The 24,547-nt window shown below is 62.0% G+C and carries 18 protein-coding genes; all 18 read right to left on the bottom strand.

The window, feature by feature from the left end; all coding sequences use genetic code 11:
- Positions 1 to 300: 300 nt before the first annotated feature.
- Positions 301 to 1,161, bottom strand: coding sequence for a peptide chain release factor N(5)-glutamine methyltransferase (prmC, locus tag ACKTSJ_RS09160; protein WP_407899530.1), 861 nt, complete (start codon positions 1,159 to 1,161; stop codon positions 301 to 303).
- Positions 1,161 to 2,243 carry a peptide chain release factor 1 gene (gene prfA, locus ACKTSJ_RS09155; RefSeq protein WP_407899528.1) on the bottom strand — a complete coding sequence of 361 codons (1,083 nt, stop codon included), beginning with the start codon at positions 2,241 to 2,243 and terminating at the stop codon, positions 1,161 to 1,163. Before prfA ends, prmC begins: the two co-directional genes overlap by 1 nt.
- Positions 2,240 to 3,493: a glutamyl-tRNA reductase gene (gene hemA, locus ACKTSJ_RS09150; RefSeq protein ID WP_407899526.1), complete on the bottom strand. Its 1,254-nt coding sequence runs from the start codon at positions 3,491 to 3,493 to the stop codon at positions 2,240 to 2,242. Before hemA ends, prfA begins: the two co-directional genes overlap by 4 nt.
- A gap of 86 nt (positions 3,494 to 3,579) precedes the next feature.
- On the bottom strand, positions 3,580 to 3,969 hold the full coding sequence (locus tag ACKTSJ_RS09145; RefSeq protein ID WP_407899524.1) for a tetratricopeptide repeat protein: 390 nt from the start codon (positions 3,967 to 3,969) through the stop codon (positions 3,580 to 3,582).
- Positions 3,970 to 4,005: 36 nt separating this feature from the next.
- Positions 4,006 to 7,752, bottom strand: coding sequence for a tetratricopeptide repeat protein (locus tag ACKTSJ_RS09140; RefSeq protein WP_407899522.1), 3,747 nt, complete (start codon positions 7,750 to 7,752; stop codon positions 4,006 to 4,008).
- Positions 7,753 to 7,832: 80 nt separating this feature from the next.
- Positions 7,833 to 9,875, bottom strand: a complete 2,043-nt coding sequence (locus ACKTSJ_RS09135) for a CHASE2 domain-containing protein (protein WP_407899520.1) — start codon at positions 9,873 to 9,875, stop codon at positions 7,833 to 7,835.
- A gap of 84 nt (positions 9,876 to 9,959) precedes the next feature.
- A complete protein-coding gene (locus tag ACKTSJ_RS09130; RefSeq protein ID WP_407899518.1) occupies positions 9,960 to 10,475 on the bottom strand; it encodes an NADH-quinone oxidoreductase subunit B family protein in 516 nt (171 codons plus the stop codon).
- Positions 10,476 to 10,478: 3 nt separating this feature from the next.
- On the bottom strand, positions 10,479 to 12,059 hold the full coding sequence (locus tag ACKTSJ_RS09125) for an NADH-quinone oxidoreductase subunit C (RefSeq protein WP_407899516.1): 1,581 nt from the start codon (positions 12,057 to 12,059) through the stop codon (positions 10,479 to 10,481).
- Positions 12,056 to 13,522, bottom strand: a complete 1,467-nt coding sequence (locus tag ACKTSJ_RS09120) for a hydrogenase 4 subunit F (protein WP_407899514.1) — start codon at positions 13,520 to 13,522, stop codon at positions 12,056 to 12,058. Before ACKTSJ_RS09120 ends, ACKTSJ_RS09125 begins: the two co-directional genes overlap by 4 nt.
- 2 nt (positions 13,523 to 13,524) lie before the next feature.
- A complete protein-coding gene (locus ACKTSJ_RS09115; RefSeq protein WP_407899512.1) occupies positions 13,525 to 14,247 on the bottom strand; it encodes a formate hydrogenlyase in 723 nt (240 codons plus the stop codon).
- A gap of 15 nt (positions 14,248 to 14,262) precedes the next feature.
- Positions 14,263 to 15,222 carry a respiratory chain complex I subunit 1 family protein gene (locus ACKTSJ_RS09110; protein WP_407899510.1) on the bottom strand — a complete coding sequence of 320 codons (960 nt, stop codon included), beginning with the start codon at positions 15,220 to 15,222 and terminating at the stop codon, positions 14,263 to 14,265.
- A complete protein-coding gene (gene hyfB, locus ACKTSJ_RS09105) occupies positions 15,219 to 17,138 on the bottom strand; it encodes a hydrogenase 4 subunit B (RefSeq protein WP_407899508.1) in 1,920 nt (639 codons plus the stop codon). The genes ACKTSJ_RS09110 and hyfB (ACKTSJ_RS09105) overlap by 4 nt, the downstream gene beginning before the upstream one ends.
- Before the next feature lie 167 nt (positions 17,139 to 17,305).
- Complete coding sequence (locus ACKTSJ_RS09100) at positions 17,306 to 17,833, bottom strand: NADH-quinone oxidoreductase subunit B family protein (RefSeq protein ID WP_407899506.1); 528 nt, start codon at positions 17,831 to 17,833, stop codon at positions 17,306 to 17,308.
- 9 nt (positions 17,834 to 17,842) lie between these two features.
- Entirely contained in the window at positions 17,843 to 19,477 is a 1,635-nt protein-coding gene (locus tag ACKTSJ_RS09095) for an NADH-quinone oxidoreductase subunit C (protein WP_407899504.1), read from the bottom strand.
- Between the two features lie 4 nt (positions 19,478 to 19,481).
- On the bottom strand, positions 19,482 to 20,939 hold the full coding sequence (locus ACKTSJ_RS09090) for a hydrogenase 4 subunit F (RefSeq protein WP_407899502.1): 1,458 nt from the start codon (positions 20,937 to 20,939) through the stop codon (positions 19,482 to 19,484).
- Positions 20,932 to 21,591 carry a formate hydrogenlyase gene (locus ACKTSJ_RS09085; protein ID WP_407899500.1) on the bottom strand — a complete coding sequence of 220 codons (660 nt, stop codon included), beginning with the start codon at positions 21,589 to 21,591 and terminating at the stop codon, positions 20,932 to 20,934. Before ACKTSJ_RS09085 ends, ACKTSJ_RS09090 begins: the two co-directional genes overlap by 8 nt.
- The gene (locus ACKTSJ_RS09080) at positions 21,591 to 22,553 is read right to left on the bottom strand and encodes a respiratory chain complex I subunit 1 family protein (RefSeq protein WP_407899498.1); all 963 of its coding nucleotides are present in this window, start codon (positions 22,551 to 22,553) and stop codon (positions 21,591 to 21,593) included. Before ACKTSJ_RS09080 ends, ACKTSJ_RS09085 begins: the two co-directional genes overlap by 1 nt.
- Positions 22,550 to 24,547: a hydrogenase 4 subunit B gene (gene hyfB, locus ACKTSJ_RS09075; protein WP_407899496.1), complete on the bottom strand. Its 1,998-nt coding sequence runs from the start codon at positions 24,545 to 24,547 to the stop codon at positions 22,550 to 22,552. The genes ACKTSJ_RS09080 and hyfB (ACKTSJ_RS09075) overlap by 4 nt, the downstream gene beginning before the upstream one ends.

Raw genomic sequence — 24,547 nt, 5'->3', positions numbered from 1 at the left:
ATGGGCAGCAGCCAGAAAAAACCCGCCCGAAGATAGCAAGGTAATTGCGCTCAACGGGTGAGAGAAAGCAGATTTACTGAATCGAATTTACAGCAAATTTTGGACTTGACCAAATTGATCACTGCGACTCAAACCAAAAAAACGGGCCACCTTGCGATGGCCCGGAATAGGAGGAGAGTATGAAAGATAGAGTTGATGACAACTCAAAGCTCACAACTCGGGGTGGATTCTAGACACCCCTTGCTACCTTGCCTATAGACCATTCGGCCTATATATCGGCCTATATACTGCCAGAACGGGCTATTTCCGATCGACCGGCCCGGCGTTGCCGCCACTGACCCGCTCGAGTCCCGCCAGATCCATTGCAGAAAAAACATCCTGAAAACAGGCTGATGAAAACAGAGTCCGCACAGCGGCGGCCTGATCGTAACCGTGCTCCAGCAACAGCCAGCCGTCTGCATTGAGGTGGGTCCTGGCGCCGGCGATGAGATGGCGGATATCGTCCAGTCCGTCCGCGCCGGAGGCCAAGGCCGAGCGCGGCTCAAAACGCAGATCGCCCTGTATCAGATGCGCGTCCCCCACGGCGATATAGGGCGGATTGGACACGATCAGATCGAAGCGTTCTGCGGCCAGCGCATCAAACCAGTCCCCCAGCCTGAAGGACATATTTTTCAGCCCCAGGCGCTGCCCGTTAAGCCGCGCCACCTCCAGCGCCGCCGCCGAGGCATCCACCGCCACGACTTGTGCGTCCGGGCGCGCCTGCCCCATCGCCACGGCAATCGCCCCGCTGCCGGTCCCCAGATCCAGCATCCGCCCGCGCGGCGGCAAGCGCGCCAATCCCAGCTCCACCAGCAACTCCGTCTCCGGGCGCGGGATCAGCGTGGCTGGGGTGACGACAAGGTTCAGCCCAAAGAACTCGCGCTCACCCAGAATATAGGCGATCGGTTCGCCGCCCAGACGGCGCTGCAACGAGTCGGCATAGCGCGCTTGCTGCGCGTCATCCGGCACCTGTTCCGGGTGCGCCAGCAAATAGGCGCGATTGACCTGCAGTGCGCGTTGCAGCAGGGACTGCACCTCGCTGCGCGCTTCCTGTGCCGTCAGCGACAGCGCGTGTTGCAGCATGCTGCCATCCTGTGCCAGCACATCACGGATGCAGCGCATCAGTTCGTTTCCGCCATCGCCGCCAGTTGCTGCGCCTGATGCTCCGCCATCAGTGCGCCGGTCAGTTCGCCGATGTCGCCGTCCATGATCTGTTCCATCTTGTACAGCGTCAGATTGATGCGGTGATCGGTGACGCGCCCTTGCGGAAAGTTGTAGGTGCGGATGCGCTCCGAACGGTCGCCGCTGCCGACCAGCGATTTGCGCTCGGCGGCGAGCTTGCTGTGCGCCGCCTGTTCTTCCTTGTCCTTGATGCGCGCCGCCAGAACGCGCAGGGCCTGCGCCTTGTTCTGGTGCTGCGAACGTCCGTCCTGGCACTCGACCACGGTGCCGGTGGGCAGATGGGTGATGCGCACGGCGGAATCGGTCTTGTTGATGTGCTGGCCGCCCGCGCCGGATGCGCGGAACGTGTCGATACGCAAATCAGCCGGATTCAGTTCGACCTCGCCCACTTCATCGGCTTCCGGCAGGATGGCAACGGTGCAGGCGGACGTGTGGATGCGGCCTTGCGTTTCGGTCGCGGGAACGCGCTGGACGCGATGCGCACCCGATTCAAATTTTAATACCGAGTACGCGCCCTGCCCGATGATCCGGGCGATCACTTCCTTGTAGCCGCCCATCTCACCGGGGCTTTCCGAGATGATCTCGACCTGCCAGTGGCGACGTTCGGCGAAGCGGAGATACATGCGGAACAGGTCGCCCGCGAACAGCGCCGCCTCGTCGCCGCCCGTGCCGGCACGCACTTCGAGGAACACGTTGCGTTCGTCGTTGGGATCTTTCGGCAGCAATTGCAATTCCAGCTCGCGGTCAATCTGGGCCAAGTGCTGTTCGCCCTGCTCGATCTCGGTCTGGGCGAACTCTTTCATCTCCGGGTCCTGCGCCATCTCGCGCGCGGTCTCGAGATCCCCCAGCGCGCGCTGGTAAGCGCGATACAGGGTGACGACCGGCTCCAGCTCGGCACGTTCGCGATTAAGCCGGCGAAACACCCCCATGTCGCGCGTGGCTTCTTCGGTGCTTAACAGTTGATCGACTTCAAGCAGACGTTCGCCCAACTGGGCGAGGCGGGCAGCGATGTTTGAATTCATTCTTCGCTGTTGAAGTGGTACAGACGATGGATAACTTCGAGAAACTGCTCGCGTTCATCACCGTGCACCTGATTCAGCGCATGGGTCGGCGCGTGCAGAAATTTGTTGGTCAGGCTGTTGCTCATCATGTCCAGCACCTTTTCCGGCGCTTCGCCCTTCGCCAGCAGGCGCACCGCCTTCTCCATCTCATGGCGGCGATTGCGCTCGGCCTGATCGCGCAGGGCGCGAATGGTCGGCACCACTTCGCGCGATTCCATCCAGTGCACAAAGTCGGAGACGCCTGAATCGATGATGACTTCGGCTTCTTTCACCGCGCTCTGGCGGGCATCAAGGCCGTCCTTTACCACTTCCGCGATATCGTCAAGGGTGTAGAGGAACACATCGTCCAGCTCGGTGACTTCCGCTTCCACGTCCCGGGGCACGGCCAGATCGACGATGAACAACGGCCGGTGTTTGCGCTGCTTCAAAGCGCGCTCGACCATGCCCTTGCCGAGGATGGGCAACTGGCTGGCGGTGCAGGTGACGATGATATCGTGCTGCGCCAACTGTTTCGGCAAGTCGGCCAGCGTGATGGCATGACCGTTGATGCGCCGCGCCAGTGTCTCGGCGCGATCCAGGGTGCGATTGGCGACCGTGATGCACCGGGGAGAACGGGCAGCGAAGTGCACCGCGTTCAGCTCGATCATCTCGCCCGCACCGATGAAGAGGATTTTCTGTTCCGCGATACCGGGAAAAATCCGTTCTGCCAGCTTGACTGCGGCGGCGGCCATCGACACCAGATTGGCGCCGATTTCGGTCTGGGTGCGCACGTCCTTGGCGACCGAAAAAGTGCGCTGGAACAGTTTGTGCAGAAGGAAACCCAGGGTCCCCGCCTGCTCCGCCTGGCGTACCGCCTGTTTCATCTGCCCGAGGATCTGCGGTTCGCCCAGCACCATCGAGTCCAGTCCGCTGGCGACCCGGAATGCATGCTTGACGGCCTGCGCCTGCGGCAAACGATAGAGGTAAGGCTCGATCTCGGCGACCGGCAGATGGTGATAAGCGGCGAGCCAGCCGACCGCCTGCGCCGGGGTGGTGGTATTGCAATAAATCTCGGTGCGATTGCAGGTGGAAAGTATGGTCGCTTCTTTTGCCGCCCCATTGTCCACCAGATCGCGCAGCGCAACATCCATCGCCTCCGCGTTGAACGCGACCTGCTCGCGCACAGCGAGCGGCGCGGTCTGGTGATTGATGCCAAAGGTCAATAACTGCATGGGGAATCCGCTATCCGAGAGAATCGGGGGGCGGAATTATAGGGTCTGGAGCGGCTTTCTGCCAGCCGCTCCAGAGGCCGAGCCAATTACTTGGCGGAACCGAGCTGCGCCAATGCCGCTTCCGCGTCGGTGCGCAGAGTGCTATCCGGATATTGTTTGACGAACTGCGCGAATGCGGCCTGCGCTGCGGCCGTGTTGCCCGCCTCGACCAACGCGATCGCCTTGCCAAACGCAGCCAGCTCATTCTCGTCAATCGCCACCGGCTTGGCCTCCCCCTTCCAGTAAACATCGTCCGCATCCGCCAACGAGCCGCGCACACCACCGGCTGCGGTCGTGGTCGATAATTTTTTCTTGGGGGTCAACAGCTCGATTTTCTTGCGCAGGCGCTCCCACAAGGAAAGTTCCTGATCAGACGCCTGCACGGGACTGGCGAGGGCAATACCCAAAATGACCAACAGCGCGATTATTTTTTTCATTCCATAGCTCCTTGCGTTAAACATGCCGCACCTGACTTAAAGCGCGTTCAAGAGTTCCAGGGCCAATGCACGATATTGTTTTTGCACGGTAGGATCCAATTTTTTAGCCCTGACGAACGCGGCTTTGGCACTTTTTGTCTGCCCCAGCCGCTTGTAGGCGCGAGCCAGGTTGATTTGAATCCCCGCGTCTTTCGGGCTGGCCTGGGCGGCAGCCGTGTACGCCGTGATGGCCTCCTTATACTTGTCGTCGATCATCAATAAATTGCCGCGATTGTTCAATGCGGCGGCATTCTTCGCCTCCAGGCTGATGACCTTGTCAAAGTACTTCATGGCTTCCTTGCGGTCGCCGATTCTGGCCAGAATGATGCCGATTTGCAGATGGGCGTCGATATCATTCGGCCGGGTTTTCAGTATATCCAGATAATGCCGGGTCTTGACCTGCGAGCTGATTTTCAACACCGACAGTCCATCGCCTGGAAATTTTTTATCGATGGCGGCTCGGGTCAACCCGCTCGCCTCCCAATCGGAAGCGGGCAGACTGGCCGGCTTGAAAGCCTCCCATGCGCCGTGGATATCGAGCATGGTCAGCCCGTTATCCTTGTATTTGTAATACGTTTCGCTGCCCTTTTCCCAAGCCTTGATGAACGGACTGCCCACCAGGGTGGTTTCCACCGGAATCCACAGCGCACCCTCATGGATAACATACAGGTTGTTCATGGTGTAGCCGTCCCCTTCGACCGGGATGCCGGTATTGAACATCATCAGCATGTGTCCCGGCACTTCCAGCACGCGCGTCGCGATTCCCATGCTTTCGAGACCGGATGAATAGACCGCCACCAGATCATCGCAATCCCCGGATTTGCGTTCCAGCGTTTCGCGCGGGAATTGCAGATAGTCCACGGTATTGGCCTGGGTCGAGGTGAGCTGATACGGGTTGCTTGGATCCTGGATGTAGGTCAACCCGAACACCCCCAGTGCATCAAACAAGGCAGCCGCCAGGTGTGCCTCATCCTTGGTATCTCTGTATTCGCCAACCACAGCGCGTGCCAAATTGAGGATCGGCTCGTCCTTGGGGGTAACGAAAACCGCAAAACGGTCGCGTTCATCCCAGGTCAGCCGATGCTTGTCATAGACGTTGATCGTGGCATTGCGCGTGTAGGTCTGGCGCTTGCCATTTTCAAAATAACTGGCTTCGATCAACGCCTGTACCGCGCTATCTTCGGTCATGGTCAGGATGCTGTTGTTGAACACCGCCTTCAGTGGCAATTCCTCGCTCTGGCCGGGCAACAGTTTGGCCACCTTGCCCTCGGTGGCGAAATCCATGAAATTCTTCAGCAGGAAACTGACCCGGATTTTTTCCATCTTCCGGTCCGTATTATTGGTGAGACGAACCACGCCGATCCTGTCGCTCTCGTAGCGTTTATAGGAGTTGGAGAACACATCGTTGAGGCTGACGATTTCGAGTTCGAGCGGAGGGCGATTGAACACCTCCGTCATCACTTCGACCACAACCTTGTCCGATTCGGTCGCATCGCGACTCACGACACCGACATAAAATGTATATCGGGTTTCCGGGGTCAGGCCATCCCGGGTAAATTCCGGCTCGGTTACTTCGCCAATTTTGACAAAGTTCTCCCCCTCTTTCTGGTAGATGCGGTAAGCAGAAAAATAAGGCGAGCGGTTCGCTTCCCACTTCAGTTTTGCCTGCCACGGATTGGCTTCGGCGGTTATCGCAGACACGGGCGGCGGCAGGTACTTTTCCGGAATGGCGCTGACTGCCGCGCTGCTCGTTCCTTCATAGCCGGTATCCGACATCGTTGCGATGCGGTAGAAATAGCGCTCTCCCGGCTCCAATTCGCTGTCCGTGTACGCATTGGTTTGAACGGTGGCCACCCGCACATAGCCGCCATTTTCAATTTTTGAACGGTACACGCGAAATTCCTTGACATAGGCGGCCGCGGGTCGCGCCCACTGCAACTCAACCGCATGCACGCCTTGACGGGCCTCGATTTTTTGCACCGGTTGCGGTTTGTATAAAACCGACAATGCCACGATCTGTTTCCGTTGCCGGTCAGCCACAAACAGGGTGCTGCCTGCGGCAACAGCCAATGCAACGGGTTCGCCCAAACTCGCAATTCCGGTTGCACGTGCGCCGAAAACCCGCAACAGACGCCCCTCGTGGCTAAACGACTTGACCTGGCTTCCATCCAGCACCAGCACTTCGTCCGGCGTGACCGCCATCCCGCGCGGCTTGAGCAACTGACGGTCTTGTTTGGTCCGGCCAAACTCGTGCAAAAACTCCCCGTCTGCCGAGAAAACCGCGACCGAGCCGCGCCCTTCATCCAGCACGAAAAGCCTGCCCGCCGGATCAAACCCCATTGCCAACGGCTTTTTGAATTTCAGCCTGCTTTCGTCCAGCTTTTTCAGAAAGACGCCATCCGCACGAAATACTTGTACCGAAGGGTTGCCGCGATCCGCCACAAAGACCAATCCGTTTTCAGCAACCGCCAGCGCGCTCGGGTTGCTGAACTGGCCCGCCCCACTCCCGCTGCTGCCGACACCAAGCAGCTCTTTTCCCGAGGCATCCAGCTTGACCACCCGTTTTTGCTTTTTATCCGCAACCCAGATGTGGCCCTCGCCGTCGAGCGCGAGGGCGGCGGGTTGTATATCCTTCAAAGAAACCCTGGTTTCAACTTTGAGATCACGAAATTTCAGCAGCAAACCGTCCGGTCCATGATCGGCAATGGCATACAACACGCCCTTGCCATCACCGGCAAGTTGAAGCGCATCCACATCAATATTCGCAAGCCACTCAACCGAAGCGCGGCCCGCCGTGCGCGGAATCGGTTCGATACGCTCCCCGGCAACTGTCTGGAACACATTGATCAACGATTTCCCCGCGTCACCAACAAAGAGCTGTTGCCCTGCACCGTTGGCCAGACCGGCGATATTCTTGGCTTGTGATTTACCATCGCCCCTGGAACCGAATTGGTAAGCGAACCGACCGTTGAAGTCATATTTGCGCACCGACTGACTGCGCCCATCCGCGACATACACGCCATCTTCCGCCAAAGTCAGTGCCACAGGATCAGCCACATCTGGAAGCGATTGCAGATAAAGTCCGTTTGCGGCATACACCTTGACCCGTTTGTCCTTGCTATCCAGCACGTAGATACGCCCGTCCTCGGCGACCGCAAGATCTGTCGCTTTCTGCAGTTGGTACGGTAGTTCCTTGCCCTCCTGGGCCGGGGCTGGCGCACGCAACGCCAGCGTTTGCAGGAACACGCCGTTCACCCCGAACAACTGGATCCGCTTGTTGCCCGTATCCGCCACATAGACCACGCCTTCGTGCACCGCAACCCCGTGTGGCGCATCCAGCCCCTGCTCGTCCCCGCCGCCGAAGAACCCTCCCGTACCGGCACCGAACCGGTCCTGAAATTTTCCGTCTGCCAGTGTATAAAGCAACACCTGTTGCGTGCCGCTATCGACCACGTACAGCCGGTTGCCGGCTACAGCCACAGCCTCCGGCCGCTTCAACAATTGCACTTCACCCGCTTTGGCGGCAAGGGTGTAGGCCACCTTGCCATCGGCCGTCAATGCCTGGACGACCCCGCCCTCGTTTGCGACAAACAACAAGTCCCCGCCCGCACCCAACAAGCGGCTTAATTTGGGAACCGATATTTCCTGTTTAAAATCGGCCTTGATAAAGCCGTTGGCTTTGCCGTTCGATGTGTCTGCCGCAAACACGCCTGAAGAAATCAGGCCAATGAAAAAAATAGCCATTAACTTGCGCATCTGTATCCGCCCGTTCCCATTCATTTAACTGTACCGCTGTTGCGGTATCACCAAGAATCGCGTTGCCACTATTTTTCTGCCCGGTTGAAAACCCCGTCCCAATCCTGTGCCGGCGGGTTTGCCGCAAAATAGACACAGCGCTCGGCATACAGCCGGCACGGTTGATCCTGCGGAATCTCTGCCGCCAACCGGGAAAAACCGTCTTGTGCCGCCAGCCAGTCGCGTTGCCGATAATGGGCAAGTGCCGCATGGAATACGGCGAGTTGTTCGCCGCTCAAGGCCGCCGGTCCAACCTGGGGTTCGTAGATTGTAACGGGTAAATGCTTGCCGACAACCCGAATCTTGTCCAGTTCGCGGTAGGGACAGGCTTCGGGCGCAAGCCGGTAGGTGCTCTCGCCCACCAGCCAGGTGATGCCGTAGTACTTGGCCGTCCCCTCCAGGCGCGAGGCCAGATTCACCGTGTCGCCGATGACGGTATATTCCATCTTCTTGCCGGCAAATCCGACATTGCCCGCCACCACCTCGCCCGAATTAAGACCGCCCCGGATGGAAAATCCATCCAGCCCGGTGCTGGCCCATTGTTGCTGCAACGCCGCCAGGCGCTCCGCCATCGCCGCCACACAGCGCATGGCCAGCTTGGCGTGATCAGGCTGACTCAACGGCGCGCCCCAGTACGCCATGATGGCGTCGCCGATGAATTTGTCGATCGTGCCGTCGTGCTGCTCGATCACCTGCACCATCGCCCCCAGATATTCGTTCAGGCGCGACACCACGACTTGCGGTGAATGCGCCTCGCTGAAGGACGTGAACCCCTTGATGTCGGTGAACAGCACCGTCACCTCCTTGCTGTCGCCGCCGATCCTGGCGGCATCGGGATTTTTTTCCAGACGCGCCACCAGTTTCGGCGACAGGTAACTGGAGAACATGGTACGCATCTCGCGCGCGCTGCGCTCCAGCACCAGATAGCGGAAACTGCCGCCCACCAGCAAAGCCAGCACGGCGGACAGCGTCGGATAGATGATGTTGATCCAGTGCCCGCTTTCGAACAGTGCGTAGGCGAACCAGAGATAGAGCGCCAGCAACACGGCGGTGGCGGGGATGGCGCCGTACAATTTCAGGCGCGTGGTCAGAAAATAGGCCAGCAGGCCGAGCAGCACGATGGAAAAGATATCGAGCAGCGCTTCCGGTCCGCCCTGGCGGATGAAGCGATCGCTGATGATGTTGTCGGCGACGGTGGCGTGAATTTCCACCCCCGGCGTATTGCCGTGGAAAGGGGTGACCCGCATGTCATACACCCCAAGCGCGGTGGCCCCCACGAACAGTATCTTGCCCTTCAGCAGCTCCGCCGCCACCCGCCCGTGCACCACATCGGTGAAGGAATAGCGCGGATAGCCGCCGGGCGGGCCAGTGTAATTGATCCACATCGCATACTGCTCGTCCACCGGGATGCGGCGCTCGCCCAGTCTGACCTCGAAGGCCTCGCGGGCGAATTCCTTCTCATTCAGCGCCAGCATTGCCGCCATCATGCCGAGCGAGGGCGTCAGTTTTCCCTCCGCCTCGATCAGCACCGGCACCCGCCGGTTGACCCCATCCTCGTCCGGAAACAGATTGATCTGCCCGCTGCCGGCCGCAGCGCGCGCGAATTCCGGCAGCGAGCGGGTAACCCCGCGCACGTTGCCGTTCGCGTCGAATTCGAACAGTTCGGCCAGCACCGCATTGCCGGATTTTTTCATCGCCGCCGCAAAGGTCTGGTCATTGACGATATCTTCACGCTCGGGGAAAAAAGCATCGAACAACACGGCCTTGGCCTGTGCCGCCTTCAGCTTTTCCAGCAGCAGCGCGTATTGGTTGCGCGGCCAGGGATAACGCCCGAGTTCGGCGATGCTCTTGTCGTCGATGGCGATGATGGCAATGTTGGGGGCCAGCGGGATCGCCCCGCGCAGGTCGCGGAAGCGCAGGTCGTAGGTGCGCGCTTCGAACGCCTCAAGGAAAGCGTTCTGGGTGTAATACAGCGACAGCACCGCCAGCACCGAGAGTACGGACAAGAGGACGGAAAAACCCCTGCTGTTGACCCGCTTGGTCAAGTGCCGCAACGAAGAGGTCAGTGCCATGCGTGTCGATGCTCCGCTGTGGGTTGAATGACAGGCGTCATTGTAATCTCGGGGGCCGGCCGGTGCCGCTGTAAAAAATCGCCTTTACTTTGCGCGCTGAATCGCGACCAGGATGGCTTGCAGGAGAGCGGCTGGAGTCGGTGGGCAACCCGGCACGGTCACGTCCACCGGGATGACATTGGACACCTTGCCGCAACTGGCATAACTCACGCCGAAGAGACCGCCGTTGCAGGCGCATTCCCCGACCGCCACCACCAGCTTCGGCTCGGGCACGGCATCATAGGTCCGTTTGACGGCTTCTTCCATGTGGCGCGAGACCGGGCCGGTGACCAGCAGCAGGTCGGCATGGCGCGGACTGGCAACGAAATGCACGCCGTAGCGTTCAATGCCGTACCAGGGATTGTTGAGCGCGTTGATCTCCAGCTCGCAACCGTTGCAGGAGCCGGCATCCACCTCGCGGATGGCGAGGCTGCCCTTGAATCGTTCGCCGATGCGCGCTTTGAGCTGTTCCCCGATTACGGCGAGGGAAGGTTCGGCGAGCGGCGGCAAGGGTTCGGTGATGATGCCGATGCGCTGAATTTTTTCCAGGATACGCAGCATGATTTACAAGTCCTGTCCGGAGTAGGAGCCGTTCACCGATTTGTTGCACACCGGGAAATCGGGCACGATGTTGTTGTGAATCAGCACTTCCAGTGCCGGCCAGGTCGTCCACGACGGGTCGCGCGGGAAACAGCGCGCGATGCGGCCGTCGCCGTCAAAGCACACGTAGGTGAGGATTTCACCGCGCCAGCCCTCGACCAGGCCGATGCCCTCGCACTCGGCAACGGGTGCTTGCCAGTCGGTGCGGATGGGGCCGGCGGGCAGCCCGGCGAGCAGCGCCTCGATCAATTCGAGCGCGGCGATGATCTCCTCGTGGCGTACCCGCACCCGCGTGTTGACGTCGCCCGTGTGGTGCAGCACGGTCTTGACCGGCAGTTGGTCATAGGGCGGATAGGGCGCATGGCGGCGCACATCGAAATCCAGGCCGGATGCGCGCCCGACATAGCCCATGCAACCCAGGGCTGCGGCTTGTTCCGGGGTCAGGATACCGGTGCCGAGCAGGCGGTTGGTGAGCGAGGGCGAGTCATACAGGATGGGCATCAGTTTGCCGAGCTGCCGGCGCAGCGCGGCGGCCTCGTCGCGCATGGCGGCGATGAACGGGGGCGCGAGGTCGGGCCCAACGCCACCCGGAAGGATGCAATCCATCATGAAGCGATGGCCAAAGGCGGCCATCGACGCGCGCTGCCAGGTCTCGCGTAGCCGCCCGAACTGGTAGAACCCGAAGGCGAAGCCGACGTCGTTGGTAATGGCGCCGATATCGCCCAGATGGTTGGCGACGCGCTCGCGCTCGCACATCAGGGCGCGCAGCCACACGGCACGCGGCGGCGGTTCGATGCCGGCCGCACGCTCCATCGCCATGCACGCCGCCCAGGTGTGCGCCACCGTGGCATCGCCCGAAATGCGCCCGGCCAGAAGCGCCAAGCCTGCAGCATCGCGGCCCTCGGCGATCTTCTCGATCCCCTTGTGGGTGTAACCGAGATGCGCCTCGAGATTGAGCACGGTCTCGCCTACCGCCTGAAAACGGAAATGCCCCGGCTCGATGATGCCGGCATGCACCGGGCCGACCGGGATTTCATACACGCCGCTGCCGTGTGCCGCGAGGAATTTGTATTGGGAATCGGCCGCCGTTGCCGCCGGCGGATGGCCGGCGACCGGGAAATCGCGGCGCAAGGGATAGTCGGAATTTTTCCACGCCTGGTGCCGCGTCCAGCGGCGCACATCCGGGTGATCGGAAAAGGCAACGCCAAACATGTCCTGGGTATGCCGCTCTGGACGGTCAGCCCCCGGATAATACGGGACATGGGACGGCAACACGGGCCGGATGCGCGCCACCGTCGTGCGCGCGAGCAGGTAGGCGCCGCCCTGTTCGAAGCAGGTGTTGATGCGAATTTCTGCACCCAGGTCTTCGCCCCAGCCTGCCACCCAGCGCCAGCCGCAGGCCTGGGCTTCCCGGCCAAGCCGCCCCCAGTCGTCGGACGCCACCCCGATGCCCGGCATCGACGCCACCCCCGCCAGGGGCGTGACCGCCAGGCCCGCCCCGGTCAGGCGGTCGATGAACGGGACATATGATTTTCCCGCCGTCATCGCAACGAGGCTCCCGAAATCAGCAGCGTGGCCTGCTCGAACCAACCCGACAGAAAGCCGGGCAGCGCAATGCCCAGCCACAACACCAGCGCCAGATGGATTGCTACCGGCAGCATGTTGGCCTGAATGGGTTTCTGTCCGGGCGGCGGTTCGCCGAACACCATCGGTTGCAGGTGGCGGAACAGTCCGGCAAAGGCAATGCCGAAACCGAACAGCAACGGGATGGTCAACCACGGCCACGCTTTCATCGTCGCCATGAGCAGCAGGAATTCGCTGATGAACACGCCAAAGGGCGGGAAACCGGCGATGGCCACGGTGCCGATCAACAGCCCCCAGCCGATGGCGGGCTGGGTACGGATGAGGCCGCGGATGTGCTCGATGCGCTGCGTGCCGGCGAGTTGCGAGGCGTAGCCGACGGTGACGAAGATCGCCGATTTGGTGAGCGAGTTCATGGTCATGTGCAGCAGCGCCCCGAAGGTGGCGAGCGGCCCGCCGATGCCGAAAGCGAAGGTCATCAGCCCCATGTGCTCGATCGACGAATAGCTGTACATGCGTTTGATGTCGTGTTGGCGGTGCAGGAACAGGCCCGCCACCACGAACGACAGCAGGCCGAAGCCCATCATCAGGTGGCCGGCGAGTTCGGTATGCAGCGAGGCGTCCACCAGCATCTTGAAGCGCACCAGGGCGTACAGCGCGACATTGAGCAGCAACCCGGAGAGCACGGCCGACATCGGTGTCGGGCCTTCGGAATGGGCATCCGGCAGCCAGTTGTGCAGCGGTACCAGCCCGACCTTGGTGCCGTAGCCGACCAGCAGGAAGACGAAGGCGAGCGACACCACCGCCGGGTCCAGACCGCCGGTCGTGGTGTCGTGCAACACGGTCCATAGCAAGGTGTCGCCGATCTCCCCGCCGGTCCGGTTCTCGGCGGCAAAGTAGATCAGCACGGTGCCGAACAGCGCCTGGGCGATGCCGACGCCGCACAGCACAAAATATTTCCAGGCCGCCTCGATCGATTCCGGCGTGCGGTAGAGCGAGACCAGCAGCACGGTGGTCAGCGTGGCCGATTCCATGGCCACCCACATGATGCCGAGATTGTTGGTCGTCAGCGCCAGCAGCATGGAGAACAGGAAACCCTGGTACATCGAGTGGTACAGGCGCATGCGGCGGTCGGTGACGCGCCCGCGCTCGACCTCGTGGCGCATGTAGGGGCGCGAGAAGATCGAGGTGGTCATGCCGACGAAGGCGGTCAGGGCGACCAGATAGACGTTGAAGGCGTCGATGTAGAACAGCCGGCCGGGCGAAAGCTGCGCCCCGTGCTCGAACACGTCCAGCGCCAGGACGAGCGAGGCGGCGAAGGTCACCGCGCCGGTCGCCACATTGAGCCAGCCGGCGGCGGCGCGGTGGCCGGTCAGGGCCAGCACCACGCCGCCGATCAGCGGCGCCAGCAGGATGATTTCGAGCATGATCACGGTCGCTCTCCCGGCGCCTCTGTGGCGGCCGTGTCCGGCATGGGTTCATCCGCCTCGGACAGGCGGTTGAGATGGCTGACATCGAGCGAGTCGAACGAATCGCGCAGGTGGAAGAAGAACACGCCGAACAGGATGGACGCCACCATCACGTCGAAGGCGACACCGAGCTCGACAATCAGCGGCATGCCGTAAGTGGACACCACGGCGGCGAAGAACAGCCCGTTCTCCATCGACATGAAGCCGATCACCTGCGCCATCGCGGTCTTGCGCGTGATCATGATCAGCATGCCGAGCAGCTCCACCGCGATGCTGACGGCGATGGTGTTGCGCGTCGCCAGGCCGGACAGGTGCACGATCGGCACGGCGATGAAATAGCTGAACATCACCAGGCCGGCGCCGCTCAACAGCAGCAGGGAGGGGCTGCCGATCGCCTCCGCCTCGTAATTCATTTTGAGGCGCACGCTCAGGCGGTACAGCAGCCAGGGAATCAGCAGCACTTTGAGCAGCACGGTCAGCGCCGCCGAAATGTAGAGATGGGTATGGCCTGATACCACGGCAACCAGCGCGGTCACCACGGCCAGCAGCAGCCCCTGCCAGGCAAACGTGAAAATGAGTTGCACGATGCGCGGCTGCGCCAGCATGGCAAAAGAAGTGAACAGCACCAGGGCGGCGAAAAGAATGATGGCCTGATTGTAGAGGCCGAGACTGGTCAGTTCCATCGGATCATCTCCACCCTAACCTCCCGTTTCCAGCACGATGCTGGTGAGCATGCCGAGCAGGCCCATCAGAAAAGCGAAACCGAGAAACTGCGGCACGCGGAACAGGCGCATCTTGGCCAGCACCGTTTCCCAGGCCACCAGCACGACGGCAAGCAACATCACCTTGGCCGTGACGGCGACCGCCCCCAGCGCCATGGCTTCGGCACTGTAGTGACTGGCGATGCCCCAGGGGAAAAAGAAATCGACGATCAGCACCGCGTAGATCATCAGCTTGATCTGGCTGGCCCATTCGATCAGCGCCAGATGGCGTCCGCCGTATTCCAGGATCATGGCCTCGTGCAGCATGGTCAGTTCGAGGTGGGTCGCGGGATTGTCCACCGGGATGCGGCCGCTCTCCGCCACTGCCACCATGGCCAGGGCAAACAGAGCAAACAGGAAAGACGGGCGCAGCACCAGGCCCGCGTTGAGCACGTACTCGGTGACCGCCGAGAGGTTGGTGGTGCCGGCCGTCATGGACAGGGTGAACACCACCATCAGCATGGCCGGTTCGGCCAGCGCAGCCACGGTCATTTCGCGCGAAGCGCCCATGCCGCCGAAGGCGGTGCCGATGTCGAGCGCGGCCAGCGCGGTGAAGAAACGGGCCAGCGCGAAAAAACCGACCAGCACGATCAGGTCGGCAATCGCCGCGGTGGGCAGGTGCACCACGACGAGCGGCACGGCGGCCGCGCCGAGCAGGGTAATGCCGAAGACGATGTAGGGGGTGGCGCGGAACAACCAGGATGCGTTTTCGGCCAGCACCATGTCCTTCTGCAGCAGCTTGGCCAGATCGCGATAGGGCTGCCACACGACCGGCGCCGCCCGGTTCTGCATGTGGCACTTGAGACGCTGCACCCAACCCGCCATCAACGGTGCAGCGGCAACGAAAATCAGGGTCTGCACCAGCGCCAACGCCCAGGAAATCGACAGGTTGCTCATAGACTGACGACCCATAACAGAAAGATCAGCGTCCAGAACGAATACTTCAGGTAGGTATGGATGCTGCCGGTCTGGATGAAACCGATGCGCCGGGCGGCTTCCAGCACCAAGTGGCCAAGCGGCACATACACCTTGAGCCAGGACCAGTCAGAGACGTGCAGATGGTGGCGAATCCCGGTCAGGCGCCGGATTGCGCCGCTGCCGCTCGTCGATTTTTCCACCTCTTCTTCCACCTTCCACACCGCGCCAAAAACGCGCCTGATCGGCTGGGTGAAGGAGGTCGAGGTGTATTCCATGCGGTGGTTGAGCTGGCCGAAGCCGCAGTCCCATGGATAACAACGGCGGGCGGGCACCGCACCGCGCTTGAGGAACAGATAGCCCAGGCCGAATACCACCACAATCGCCAGCACGACAAAGGGCGCGGAATAGGAGGCGACCTGCGGCGAGATTGGTGTCAGCCACAACCAGCCTTGGGCGGCGGCGGACGGCAGCGCGTGATGCACCAGCAACTGGGTGATCGGCGCCATCGTCTCGATCATCGGCGTCGGCAACACCCCGAGCAGGAGGCACAGCAGCGCCAGCAGTCCCATGCCGAGCAACATGCCGCGCGGCACTTCGCGCGCGTGGGCGACGTGGTGCGAGCGCGGCTTGCCCAGGAAGGCGATGCCGAAGGCCTTGACGAAGCAGGCGGCGGCCAGCGCGCCGGTCAGCGCCAGCAGCGCGGCGGCGATCGGCAGCAGCATGCGCAGCACGCCGTTTTCCAGCGCCGGCGCCTGCAGCGCGGCCTGGAAGGTCAGCCATTCGGAAACGAAGCCATTGAACGGCGGCAGCGCCGAGATGGCGACGCTGCCGACCAGGAACATGAACGCGGTGACCGGCATGCGCCGGATCAGGCCGCCCATGTGCTCCAGATCGCGCTCGTGGGTACGATACAGCACCGCGCCGGCGGCAAGGAACAGCAGCCCCTTGAACAGGGCGTGGTTGAGGGTGTGATAGAGCGCCGCCACCAGCGCGAGGGTGCCGAGCAGCGGATGGCCGCTGCCGAGAAAGATTATCGCCATGCCCAGCCCCATCAGGATGATGCCGATATTCTCGATCGAGTGATAGGCCAGCAGGCGCTTGAGATCGTGCTGCATCAGGGCATAAAGCACGCCGAGCAGGGCCGAGGCGGTGCCGACCACCAGCATCGCCACGCCCCATTCCCAGCGCACCTCGCCGATCAGGTCGAAGCTGACGCGGACGATGCCGTAGATGCCCATCTTGAGCATGGCGCCGCTCATCAGCGCCGAAATGTGCGACGGCGCCACCGGGTGCGCATCGGGCAGCCAGACATGCAGCGGCACCATGCCCGCCTTGGTGCCGAAGCCGAGGAAGGTGAAGGCGAAGGCCAGCGTCGCCCACAGCGGGGTCAGCGGCGCGGCGCGCATCGCGTCGAAGGTGAGGCCGCCACCGAACGCGGCCAGCACGCCGAAGGCGAGCAGGATCACCAGCGCGCCGACGTGCGCCAGCAGCAGGTAGAGAAAGGCGGCGTGCCGGTTGGCAGTGTGCTGGTGCTGGTAAGCCACAAGGAAGTAGCCGGACAACGACATCAGTTCCCAGAAAATCATGAACACCAGGGCGTCGTCGGCGAGCAGCAGCATCTGCATGCCGAGCACGAAGGTCGCGGTGAACAGGCCAAGCGGCGGCAGCGGCTGGGCATCCTCCCCATGCACGAACTCGCGCGTATAGGCGGGCCCGTACAGCGCTGCCGCGACGGTCAAGGCGCCCAGCAGCAGCAGGAAGAATCCGGACAGCGGGTCCAGGCGCAGATGCCATTCGAGCCAGGGCAGGCCGAGCGCCAGTTGATCGGTGAGTGTGAGATTGGCAAGCAGTACCCAGCCGCCGCCGGCAATGCAGCCGACACCGGCCAGGAACAAAAAAGGAAGGAACCGGTATGCAGGAAGCCCGGATGGCGATGCAGCGCAAACAGGGAAATCAGACCCGACAGCAGACTGCACCCGGTTGCGGCGTAAGCGATGAACAACGGCAGATTTTCTGGCATGTTCATGGTGCGCTATCTGATAAGAACGATTCCTTTGGGTGGCTAGGTGTCCGCGGGGGCATGACCGCGGCTGATGGCGGTGAGGATACCCTGCAAAATGGCGACCGGCGTGGGCGGGCAGCCGGGAACGGCCACATCGACCGGGATCACGTTGGCGATCTTGCCGCAGCTGGCATAGCCCTGGCCAAAGATGCCGCCATCGCAGCCGCAGTCGCCGATGGCCACCACCAGTTTGGGTTCCGGTGTGGCGTCATAGGTGCGCCTGAGGGCGACTTCCATGTGCCGCGAGACCGGGCCGGTGACCAGCAGCAGGTCGGCATGGCGCGGACTGGCGACTAACTTGATCCCCATGCCTTCCAGGTTGTAATAGGCGTTGTTGACCGCGTGGATCTCCAGTTCGCAACCGTTGCATGACCCTGCATCCACCATGCGAATCGCTAGCGCACCGCCAAACACGTCCAGTATTTCCCGCTGCAAGCGCTGTTCGAGTACGCGCAGTGATGCGTCGCCCTGCGGCGGCGTTTCGGTCTTGATGCCGGTCTTCACGATCTGTTTCAGTATCTGGTACATGGCATGCCCCTACAAGTCGTGACCGCTGTAGCTCAAATTGAACGATTTGTTGATGAGCGGAAAGTCCGGCACGATGTTGTCGATGATGGCGTGTTCCAGCACCGGCCAGTTCTGCCAGGAGGGATCGTGCGGATGCACGCGCGCCAGATTGCCCTTTGCATCGGTGTGGATCGCCACCATCACCTCGCCGCGCCACCCTTCCACCAGGCCGATGCCGAAACCGTTCGGCGGCAATTGCGCCATGGCCGGCGCCGTCTCTTCTTCGTGGACGAGATTGACCAGAATCTGCCGGATCAGGCGCAGCGATTCGAACAGTTCGTCGAAGCGCACGATGACCCGCGCCGCCACGTCGCCGTTGCGGTAGGTGGCCATGCGCACGTCCAGCTTGTCGTAGGGTGCGCAGGCGAACTGGACGCGCGCATCCCAGGCCTGGGCGCTGGCGCGCCCGGCCATGCCGCACAGCCCCAGTTGCGCGGCCAGCTTGGGCGCGATGCGCCCGGCACCGATGTAGCGATCCTGCACTCCGGCATGTTCTTCATAAATCCCGCGCAGGATCGAGGCTTCCCGTTCCAGCATGCGACATTCCTGCTCGATCAAATTCTTGCCTGCGCCATCGAGTCGCACCGCCACACCGCCCGGCATGATGCTGTCCATCAGGTAACGATGGCCGAACAGTGCAGCGTTGTTGCGCAACACCTGTTCCTTCAGGATCCAGAACTGGGCAAAGCCGAACGACAGTGCGACATCGCTGCCGAGATAGCCCAGATCCCCCAGATGATTGGCAATCCGCTCGCGTTCGAGCAGCAGCGCGCGCAGCCACAGCGCGCGATCCGGCGGGGTGGTGCCGGCGATGCTTTCCGCCGCCATCGCATAGGCCCAGGCATAGGCGACGGTGCTGTCGCCGCTCACCCGCCCAACCAGTTTTGCGCCCTGCTGCAGGCTACTGTGCTCGAAATGCTTTTCAATGCCCTTGTGGGTGTAACCGAGATGCTCTTCCAGGCGCAACACCCGCTCGCCGATCACGGAAAAGCGGAAGTGGCCGGGTTCGATGATGCCGGCATGCACCGGGCCGACGGCGATCTCGTGCACGCCCTGTCCCGTCACCTGGACAAACGCATAGTCTTCCGCTTCGCGGGCGCCGTTTGCCGTCGCATCGAAATCCTTGCGCAAGGGAAAACTACCGCCTTTCCATGCCCCGTGGCGCAGCCATTTGCGATGGTCGGTCGCCTCCAGCGGATGCAGCCCGAGCAGATCGTAAGTCGCGCGCTGCATGCGCGCAGCGGCGGGGAAAAGCCGGCTGATGTCCGGATAATGCGGGTGCGCTTCGGGCAACGGCACATGCAGGCACACCAGCCCGGTCTCGTTGATGAGCGCGACGTGCAGCGCATAACCGTTATTTTGAGATTCGCGTAGCGATTCGCTTGCCCCCTCGCCCGCTTGCGGGAGAGGGTTGGGGAGAGGGGAACGGTCTCGACCGTTCCCCTGTGCGCGCTCGTCGCTGCCCCACAGCGCCACCAGCCGGCCGCCACCGTCGCGCACTTGCTGGCAGATTTCCAGCAGACACTCAGGCCCGATCGTGCCCGCCCAGGTCGGCACGGCATCGGTCAGCCGGACAAGTTGCAATTGGGGATGTTTGATCGGCATGGTCTTATCCCATCAAGGCGGCCGCCTGGCGATACCAGTCGGCGAGGTAAGGCGGCATGTACAGCCCGAGCATCAGCACCAGCAGCAGATGGAGGAATACCGGGATCAGCGCCGGCGGATGCGGCAAGGGCTTGGCGGTGGTTTCACCAAACACGACGGGCTGGATTTTGCCGAAGATCGCGGCGAAAGCAATGCCGAGCGAAGCCAGCAGGATCGGCGTCGCCCACGGGTATTCGTGCATGGCGGTGGTGATGATCAGGAACTCGCTGGCGAACACCCCGAACGGGGGCATGCCGAGAATGGCGAAGGTGCCCAGCGCCAAGCCCCAACCCACGGTCGGGCTGACTTGGAGCAAGCCGCGGATGTGTTCCATCTGCTGCGTGCCGACCTTTTGCACTGCATGACCGACGGCAAAGAAGATCGCCGATTTGGTCAGCGAGTGTACCGTCATGTGCAGCATGCCGGCAAAGGTGGCCACCGGACCGCCCATGCCGAAAGCGAACGTGATGAGCCCCATATGCTCGATCGAGGAATAGGCGAACATGCGCTTGATGTCTTTCTGGCGGAACAGGGAGAGCGCCGCCACCAGCAGGGAAAGCAGGCCGAAGCCCATCATCAGGTCACCGGCAAAATGGGTGCCCAGCGAGCCGTCCACCAACACCTTGCTGCGCATCACCGCGTTCAAGGCCACGTTCAGCAACAGGCCGGACAGCACGGCGGAAACCGGCGTCGGGCCTTCCGCATGCGCGTCCGGCAACCAGCTGTGCAGCGGCACCAGGCCGATCTTGGTGCCGTAGCCGACCAGCAGGAAGATGAACGCCAGCTTGAGCACGGTCGGTTCGAGTTCGCCCTTGACCGCATTAAGGTGCGTCCACAACAGTGCCGTACCGCCTTCGCCCAGCACGCGCTCGGCGGCGAAATACATGAGGATGGTGCCGAACAACGCCAGCGCGATGCCTACGCCGCAGAGGATGAAATACTTCCACGCCGCTTCCAGGCTGGCGGGAGTGCGATACAGGCTGACCAGCAACACCGTGGTCAGTGTCGCGGCTTCCATCGCCACCCAGATGATGCCTAGGTTGTTGCTGGTCAAGCCCAGCAGCATGGTGAACGTGAACAGCTGGTACATGCTGTAATACAGGTGCAGCATGCCCGCCGAAAGCTTGCCATGATGCTGTTCGATGCGCATGTAGGGGCGCGAGAACAGCGAGGTGGTGAACGCCACAAAGGCGGTCAGCGCAACCAGATAGACATTGAACGGGTCGATGAAAAACTGTTCGCCGAACACCACTTGCGGCCCGGTGTCGACGACCTGCATCGTCAGCATCACCGAGGCTGCAAAGGTGCAGAAACTCATGACCGAATTCAATTCTGCCGCCCACGCGCGCGCGCCGAACACGGCCAGCATGCCCCCGCCGAACAGGGGGATGAGCAACAGGGCGAGCAGATACAGGTCAATCATCCTTCAGTTTCTCCATGTTCGAAATGTCCAGGCTGTCGAAGGTCTCGCGAATCTGGAAGAAGAAGATACCGAAGATAAAGCTGGCGACCAGCACGTCCAGCGCGATGCCGAACTCGACCACCAGCGGCATGCCGTGGGTGGCGCTGGTGGCGGCAAAGAACAAACTGTTCTCCAGGGCGAGAAAGGCGACCACCTGGGTCACCGCCTTGCGCCGGGTCAGCATCATCAGCAGCGACAACAGCACCCCGGCCAGCGCGATACCGATCAGTCCGCGCGTGATACCTTCGGCCATTTGCGAAATCGGCGCGGCCAGATTGAAGGCAAAGATCACCAGCGCGAGGCCGACCAGCATGGTGGTCGGGATGTTGATCAGCGTCTCCACATCCCAGCGCACATTCAGCTTGCGCATCAGGCGATGCAGGAGCCAGGGCAGCAGCAGCACCTTGAGCACCAGGGTCAGTCCGGCGGAATAGTAAAGATGGTGCTGGTGGGTGGAGTAAGCCACGATCGCGGTGCTCAAAGTCAACAGCAGCCCCTGCCAGGCGAACAGGTTGATCATTGACAGAATGCGGCGCTGGGTCAGCATGGCGAACATGATCAGCAACAGCATCGCGGCGAGCAGATTGACGAGTTGGGGCGCGTAACTGTGCATCACACCCCCAGCAGAAAATGGATCAGCAGACCGAGCACGGCGAGCAGGAACGCGGTGCCCAGAAATTCCGGCGCGCGGAAGATGCGCATCTTGGCGCTCACCGTTTCCAGCAGCGCCAGCCCCGCGCCCGCCAGCATGAGCTTGGCGACCAGCGCGGCCAGCGCCAGCGGCAACCCCGCCCAGTTGCCCACCTCGGCGATGCCGTGCGGCATGAACAGCGCAATGCCGAGCGAGATATAGGCGAACAATTTGAGACTGCTGGCCCACTCGATTAGCGCCAGATGGCGCGCCGAATATTCGAGAATCATCGCCTCGTGGATCATGGTCAGTTCGAGATGGGTGTTGGGATTGTCCACCGGAATGCGCGCATTCTCCGCCAGCAGCACGATCACGAAGGCCAGCGCGGCAAACGCCAGGCTGGGATAGATCACGAACTGGTGATGCGCCAGCGTATCGATGATACTGGGCAACTGGGTGGAATGGCTGATCATCGAAGCGGTGAACAGCACCATCAGCAGCGCCGGCTCGGCAAGGAAGGACACCAGCATCTCGCGCCGGGCGCCGAGGGTGCCGAAGGCGGTGCCGATATCCATTGCGGCCAGCGCGATGAACACCCGCGCCACCGCGAACACGCCGACCAGCGCGATCACGTCGGCGGCGCGCGAAAAGGGCAGATCGATGGCGATGATGGGGATGATCGCCGCGGCCAGCCACATGCAGCCGAACACGATATACGGCGTGGCGCGAAACAGGGGCGATGCGTTGTGCGCGATCACCGCATCCTTGTGGAACAGCTTGTGCAGCACGCGATACGGCTGCAACACCCCCGCACCGGAACGGTTCTGCAACCAGGCCTGACACTGGTTCACCCAGCCGGTCAGCAACGGCGCGGCCAGCACCACCAGCAGCAACTGGGTGAGCTGGAACAGGATGGCAAAAACGAGGTCGTTGGTTTCCATCATACAAACAGCAGCAACACCACCAGGGTAACGGCGGTGTAGGTCAGATACAGGTGGATGCGCCCGTGCTGCAACAGCCCGGCCAGGCCCGACAGTCTTTCGGTGAGATGCTGCAGGGGTCGGTACAGGATGTCCCACAACCGGTCTTCGCTGTGCCCGTGATAGTGCGGATGCGCGTCGAACGGGGTCGGCACTTCGCGTTCAATCCTGAAGAACGGTTCGAAGATACGCCGGATCGGCTGGCCGAACCCTTCCGCCGTATCCTGCATGCGCGCATTCTGCGCGGGGTAGCCGCAATCCCACGGGGCGCTGCGGCGCACGCGGCCGTGGTACAAGCGGCGCACCAGCAGGCTGGCGAGCAACATTACCCCGAGCACTGCCAGCAGGAAGTACATCGGGCTGTAGCTGGCACGTTCGGTATCCACCGGCGTCAGGAACACCCAGTTATTGGCAGCGTTGCCCAGCTGTGCGCCCAGCAGCATCTGCGCCACCTGATCCAACTGCCCCACCACGAACACCGGCGCCAGCCCCAGCAACACGCACCCCAGCGCCAACCAGCCCATGCCGAGACGTTCCCAGATGCCGGCATCATGCGCATGTTCCAGCGCCGCCTCGCGATGCTGGCCGAGAAAGATCACGCCGTAAAACTTCACCATCACATAGGCCGCCAGCGCTGCCGCCATGGCAACCGCTGCCGCTGCCACCGGCACCAGCATGTTGATGTAATCGTTGGGCAGCCCGGGCGAGAGCAGGAACGCCTGCAACAGCAGCCATTCCGACACGAAACCATTGAGCGGCGGCAGGCCGGCGATGGCGAGCACCCCGACCAGCATCAGCCATGCCGCCCACGGCATCTTGCGCATCAGACCGCCCATGCGCCCCATGTTGCGTTCGCCGGTGGCATGCAGAATGGAGCAGGTACCAACGAACAACAAGCTCTTGAACATGGCATGGTTGAGGCTGTGGTAGAGCGTGGCGATCAGCGCCAGCGCCGCCAGCGTGTCCTTGCCATAGACGTGAAAGATGAGGGTCAGGCCGATGCCCGCCAGCAGCAGGCCGATGTTCTCGATCGATGAATACGCCAGCAGGCGTTTCATGTCGGCCTGCACGGCGGCGAACATCACGCCGAAGATGGCGGTCGCCAGCCCCAGCCCCAGCGCCAGCACCCCCCACCACCACAGTTGCGTGCCGAGCAGATCGAAGGTCACGCGCAGGATGCCGTAGATTGCGGTTTTCAGCATCACGCCGCTCATCAGCGCCGAGACCGGAGACGGTGCGGCCGGGTGCGCTTCCGGCAGCCACACATGCATCGGCAACACACCCGCCTTGGCACCAAAACCGAACAACGCCAGGAGAAACGCGATCGAAGCCCAGAACGGGTTCAGCGCGGCGGCGCGCATCGCCTCGAAGGTATAGGCGCCGATGCCGTGCCCGCCCTGCATCACGCCGAAGCTCAACAGGATGGCAATGGCGCCGACGTGCGCGATCAGCAGATAGAGGAATCCCGCCTTGCGGATCTCCACCACATGGTGGTCGGTGGTGACCAGAAAATACGACGACAGCGCCATCACTTCCCACGCGACCATGAACAGGTAGGCATCATCCGCCAGCATCACCAGCGCCATGCCGGCCAGGAACAGATGGTATTCAAGACACAACAAGCGCAGCGTCTTGTCCTCCAGATGGCGGAAATAACCGCTGCCGAACAACGAGATGCCGGCGGATGCCGTCCCCAGCAGGAGCAGGAAAAAAGCGGAAAGGGAATCGAGGCGAAGATGGAACGGCAGGTCGGGCAAGCCCAAAGGCAACACCAAGGTCAGGGGCGCGGCCGGCAACGCGACCAGGGCGCCTCCCGCCAGCAACAACGAAGCCGCGGCACTCAAGGGGAAAATGAAGCGCGCCGCATGCTTCAACCACAACCCGAGCATACCGAGCATGATCCAGAACAGGATCACGCCAATCGACACATCAAGGGCCGTAAGACTTGCTGCGCTCAT

Origin of the sequence: Ferrigenium sp. UT5 (genome assembly GCF_045866295.1) — a bacterium.
Lineage (GTDB): Bacteria > Pseudomonadota > Gammaproteobacteria > Burkholderiales > Gallionellaceae > Sideroxyarcus.
The sequence above is the reverse complement of the archived record's forward strand: the minus strand, read 5'-3'. Positions and strand labels throughout refer to the sequence as shown.

What these genes read in the sequence shown, in the direction of transcription:
- prmC (WP_407899530.1), bottom strand. Translation starts at nt 1,161, where the DNA reads ATGCGCTGCATCCGTGATGTGCTGGCACAGGATGGCAGCATGCTGCAA.
- prfA (WP_407899528.1), bottom strand. Translation starts at nt 2,243, where the DNA reads ATGAATTCAAACATCGCTGCCCGCCTCGCCCAGTTGGGCGAACGTCTG.
- hemA (WP_407899526.1), bottom strand. Translation starts at nt 3,493, where the DNA reads ATGCAGTTATTGACCTTTGGCATCAATCACCAGACCGCGCCGCTCGCT.
- ACKTSJ_RS09145 (WP_407899524.1), bottom strand. Translation starts at nt 3,969, where the DNA reads ATGAAAAAAATAATCGCGCTGTTGGTCATTTTGGGTATTGCCCTCGCC.
- ACKTSJ_RS09140 (WP_407899522.1), bottom strand. Translation starts at nt 7,752, where the DNA reads ATGGCTATTTTTTTCATTGGCCTGATTTCTTCAGGCGTGTTTGCGGCA.
- ACKTSJ_RS09135 (WP_407899520.1), bottom strand. Translation starts at nt 9,875, where the DNA reads ATGGCACTGACCTCTTCGTTGCGGCACTTGACCAAGCGGGTCAACAGC.
- ACKTSJ_RS09130 (WP_407899518.1), bottom strand. Translation starts at nt 10,475, where the DNA reads ATGCTGCGTATCCTGGAAAAAATTCAGCGCATCGGCATCATCACCGAA.
- ACKTSJ_RS09125 (WP_407899516.1), bottom strand. Translation starts at nt 12,059, where the DNA reads ATGACGGCGGGAAAATCATATGTCCCGTTCATCGACCGCCTGACCGGG.
- ACKTSJ_RS09120 (WP_407899514.1), bottom strand. Translation starts at nt 13,522, where the DNA reads ATGCTCGAAATCATCCTGCTGGCGCCGCTGATCGGCGGCGTGGTGCTG.
- ACKTSJ_RS09115 (WP_407899512.1), bottom strand. Translation starts at nt 14,247, where the DNA reads ATGGAACTGACCAGTCTCGGCCTCTACAATCAGGCCATCATTCTTTTC.
- ACKTSJ_RS09110 (WP_407899510.1), bottom strand. Translation starts at nt 15,222, where the DNA reads ATGAGCAACCTGTCGATTTCCTGGGCGTTGGCGCTGGTGCAGACCCTG.
- ACKTSJ_RS09100 (WP_407899506.1), bottom strand. Translation starts at nt 17,833, where the DNA reads ATGTACCAGATACTGAAACAGATCGTGAAGACCGGCATCAAGACCGAA.
- ACKTSJ_RS09095 (WP_407899504.1), bottom strand. Translation starts at nt 19,477, where the DNA reads ATGCCGATCAAACATCCCCAATTGCAACTTGTCCGGCTGACCGATGCC.
- ACKTSJ_RS09090 (WP_407899502.1), bottom strand. Translation starts at nt 20,939, where the DNA reads ATGATTGACCTGTATCTGCTCGCCCTGTTGCTCATCCCCCTGTTCGGC.
- ACKTSJ_RS09085 (WP_407899500.1), bottom strand. Translation starts at nt 21,591, where the DNA reads ATGCACAGTTACGCGCCCCAACTCGTCAATCTGCTCGCCGCGATGCTG.
- ACKTSJ_RS09080 (WP_407899498.1), bottom strand. Translation starts at nt 22,553, where the DNA reads ATGATGGAAACCAACGACCTCGTTTTTGCCATCCTGTTCCAGCTCACC.
- hyfB (WP_407899496.1), bottom strand. Translation starts at nt 24,547, where the DNA reads ATGAGCGCAGCAAGTCTTACGGCCCTTGATGTGTCGATTGGCGTGATC.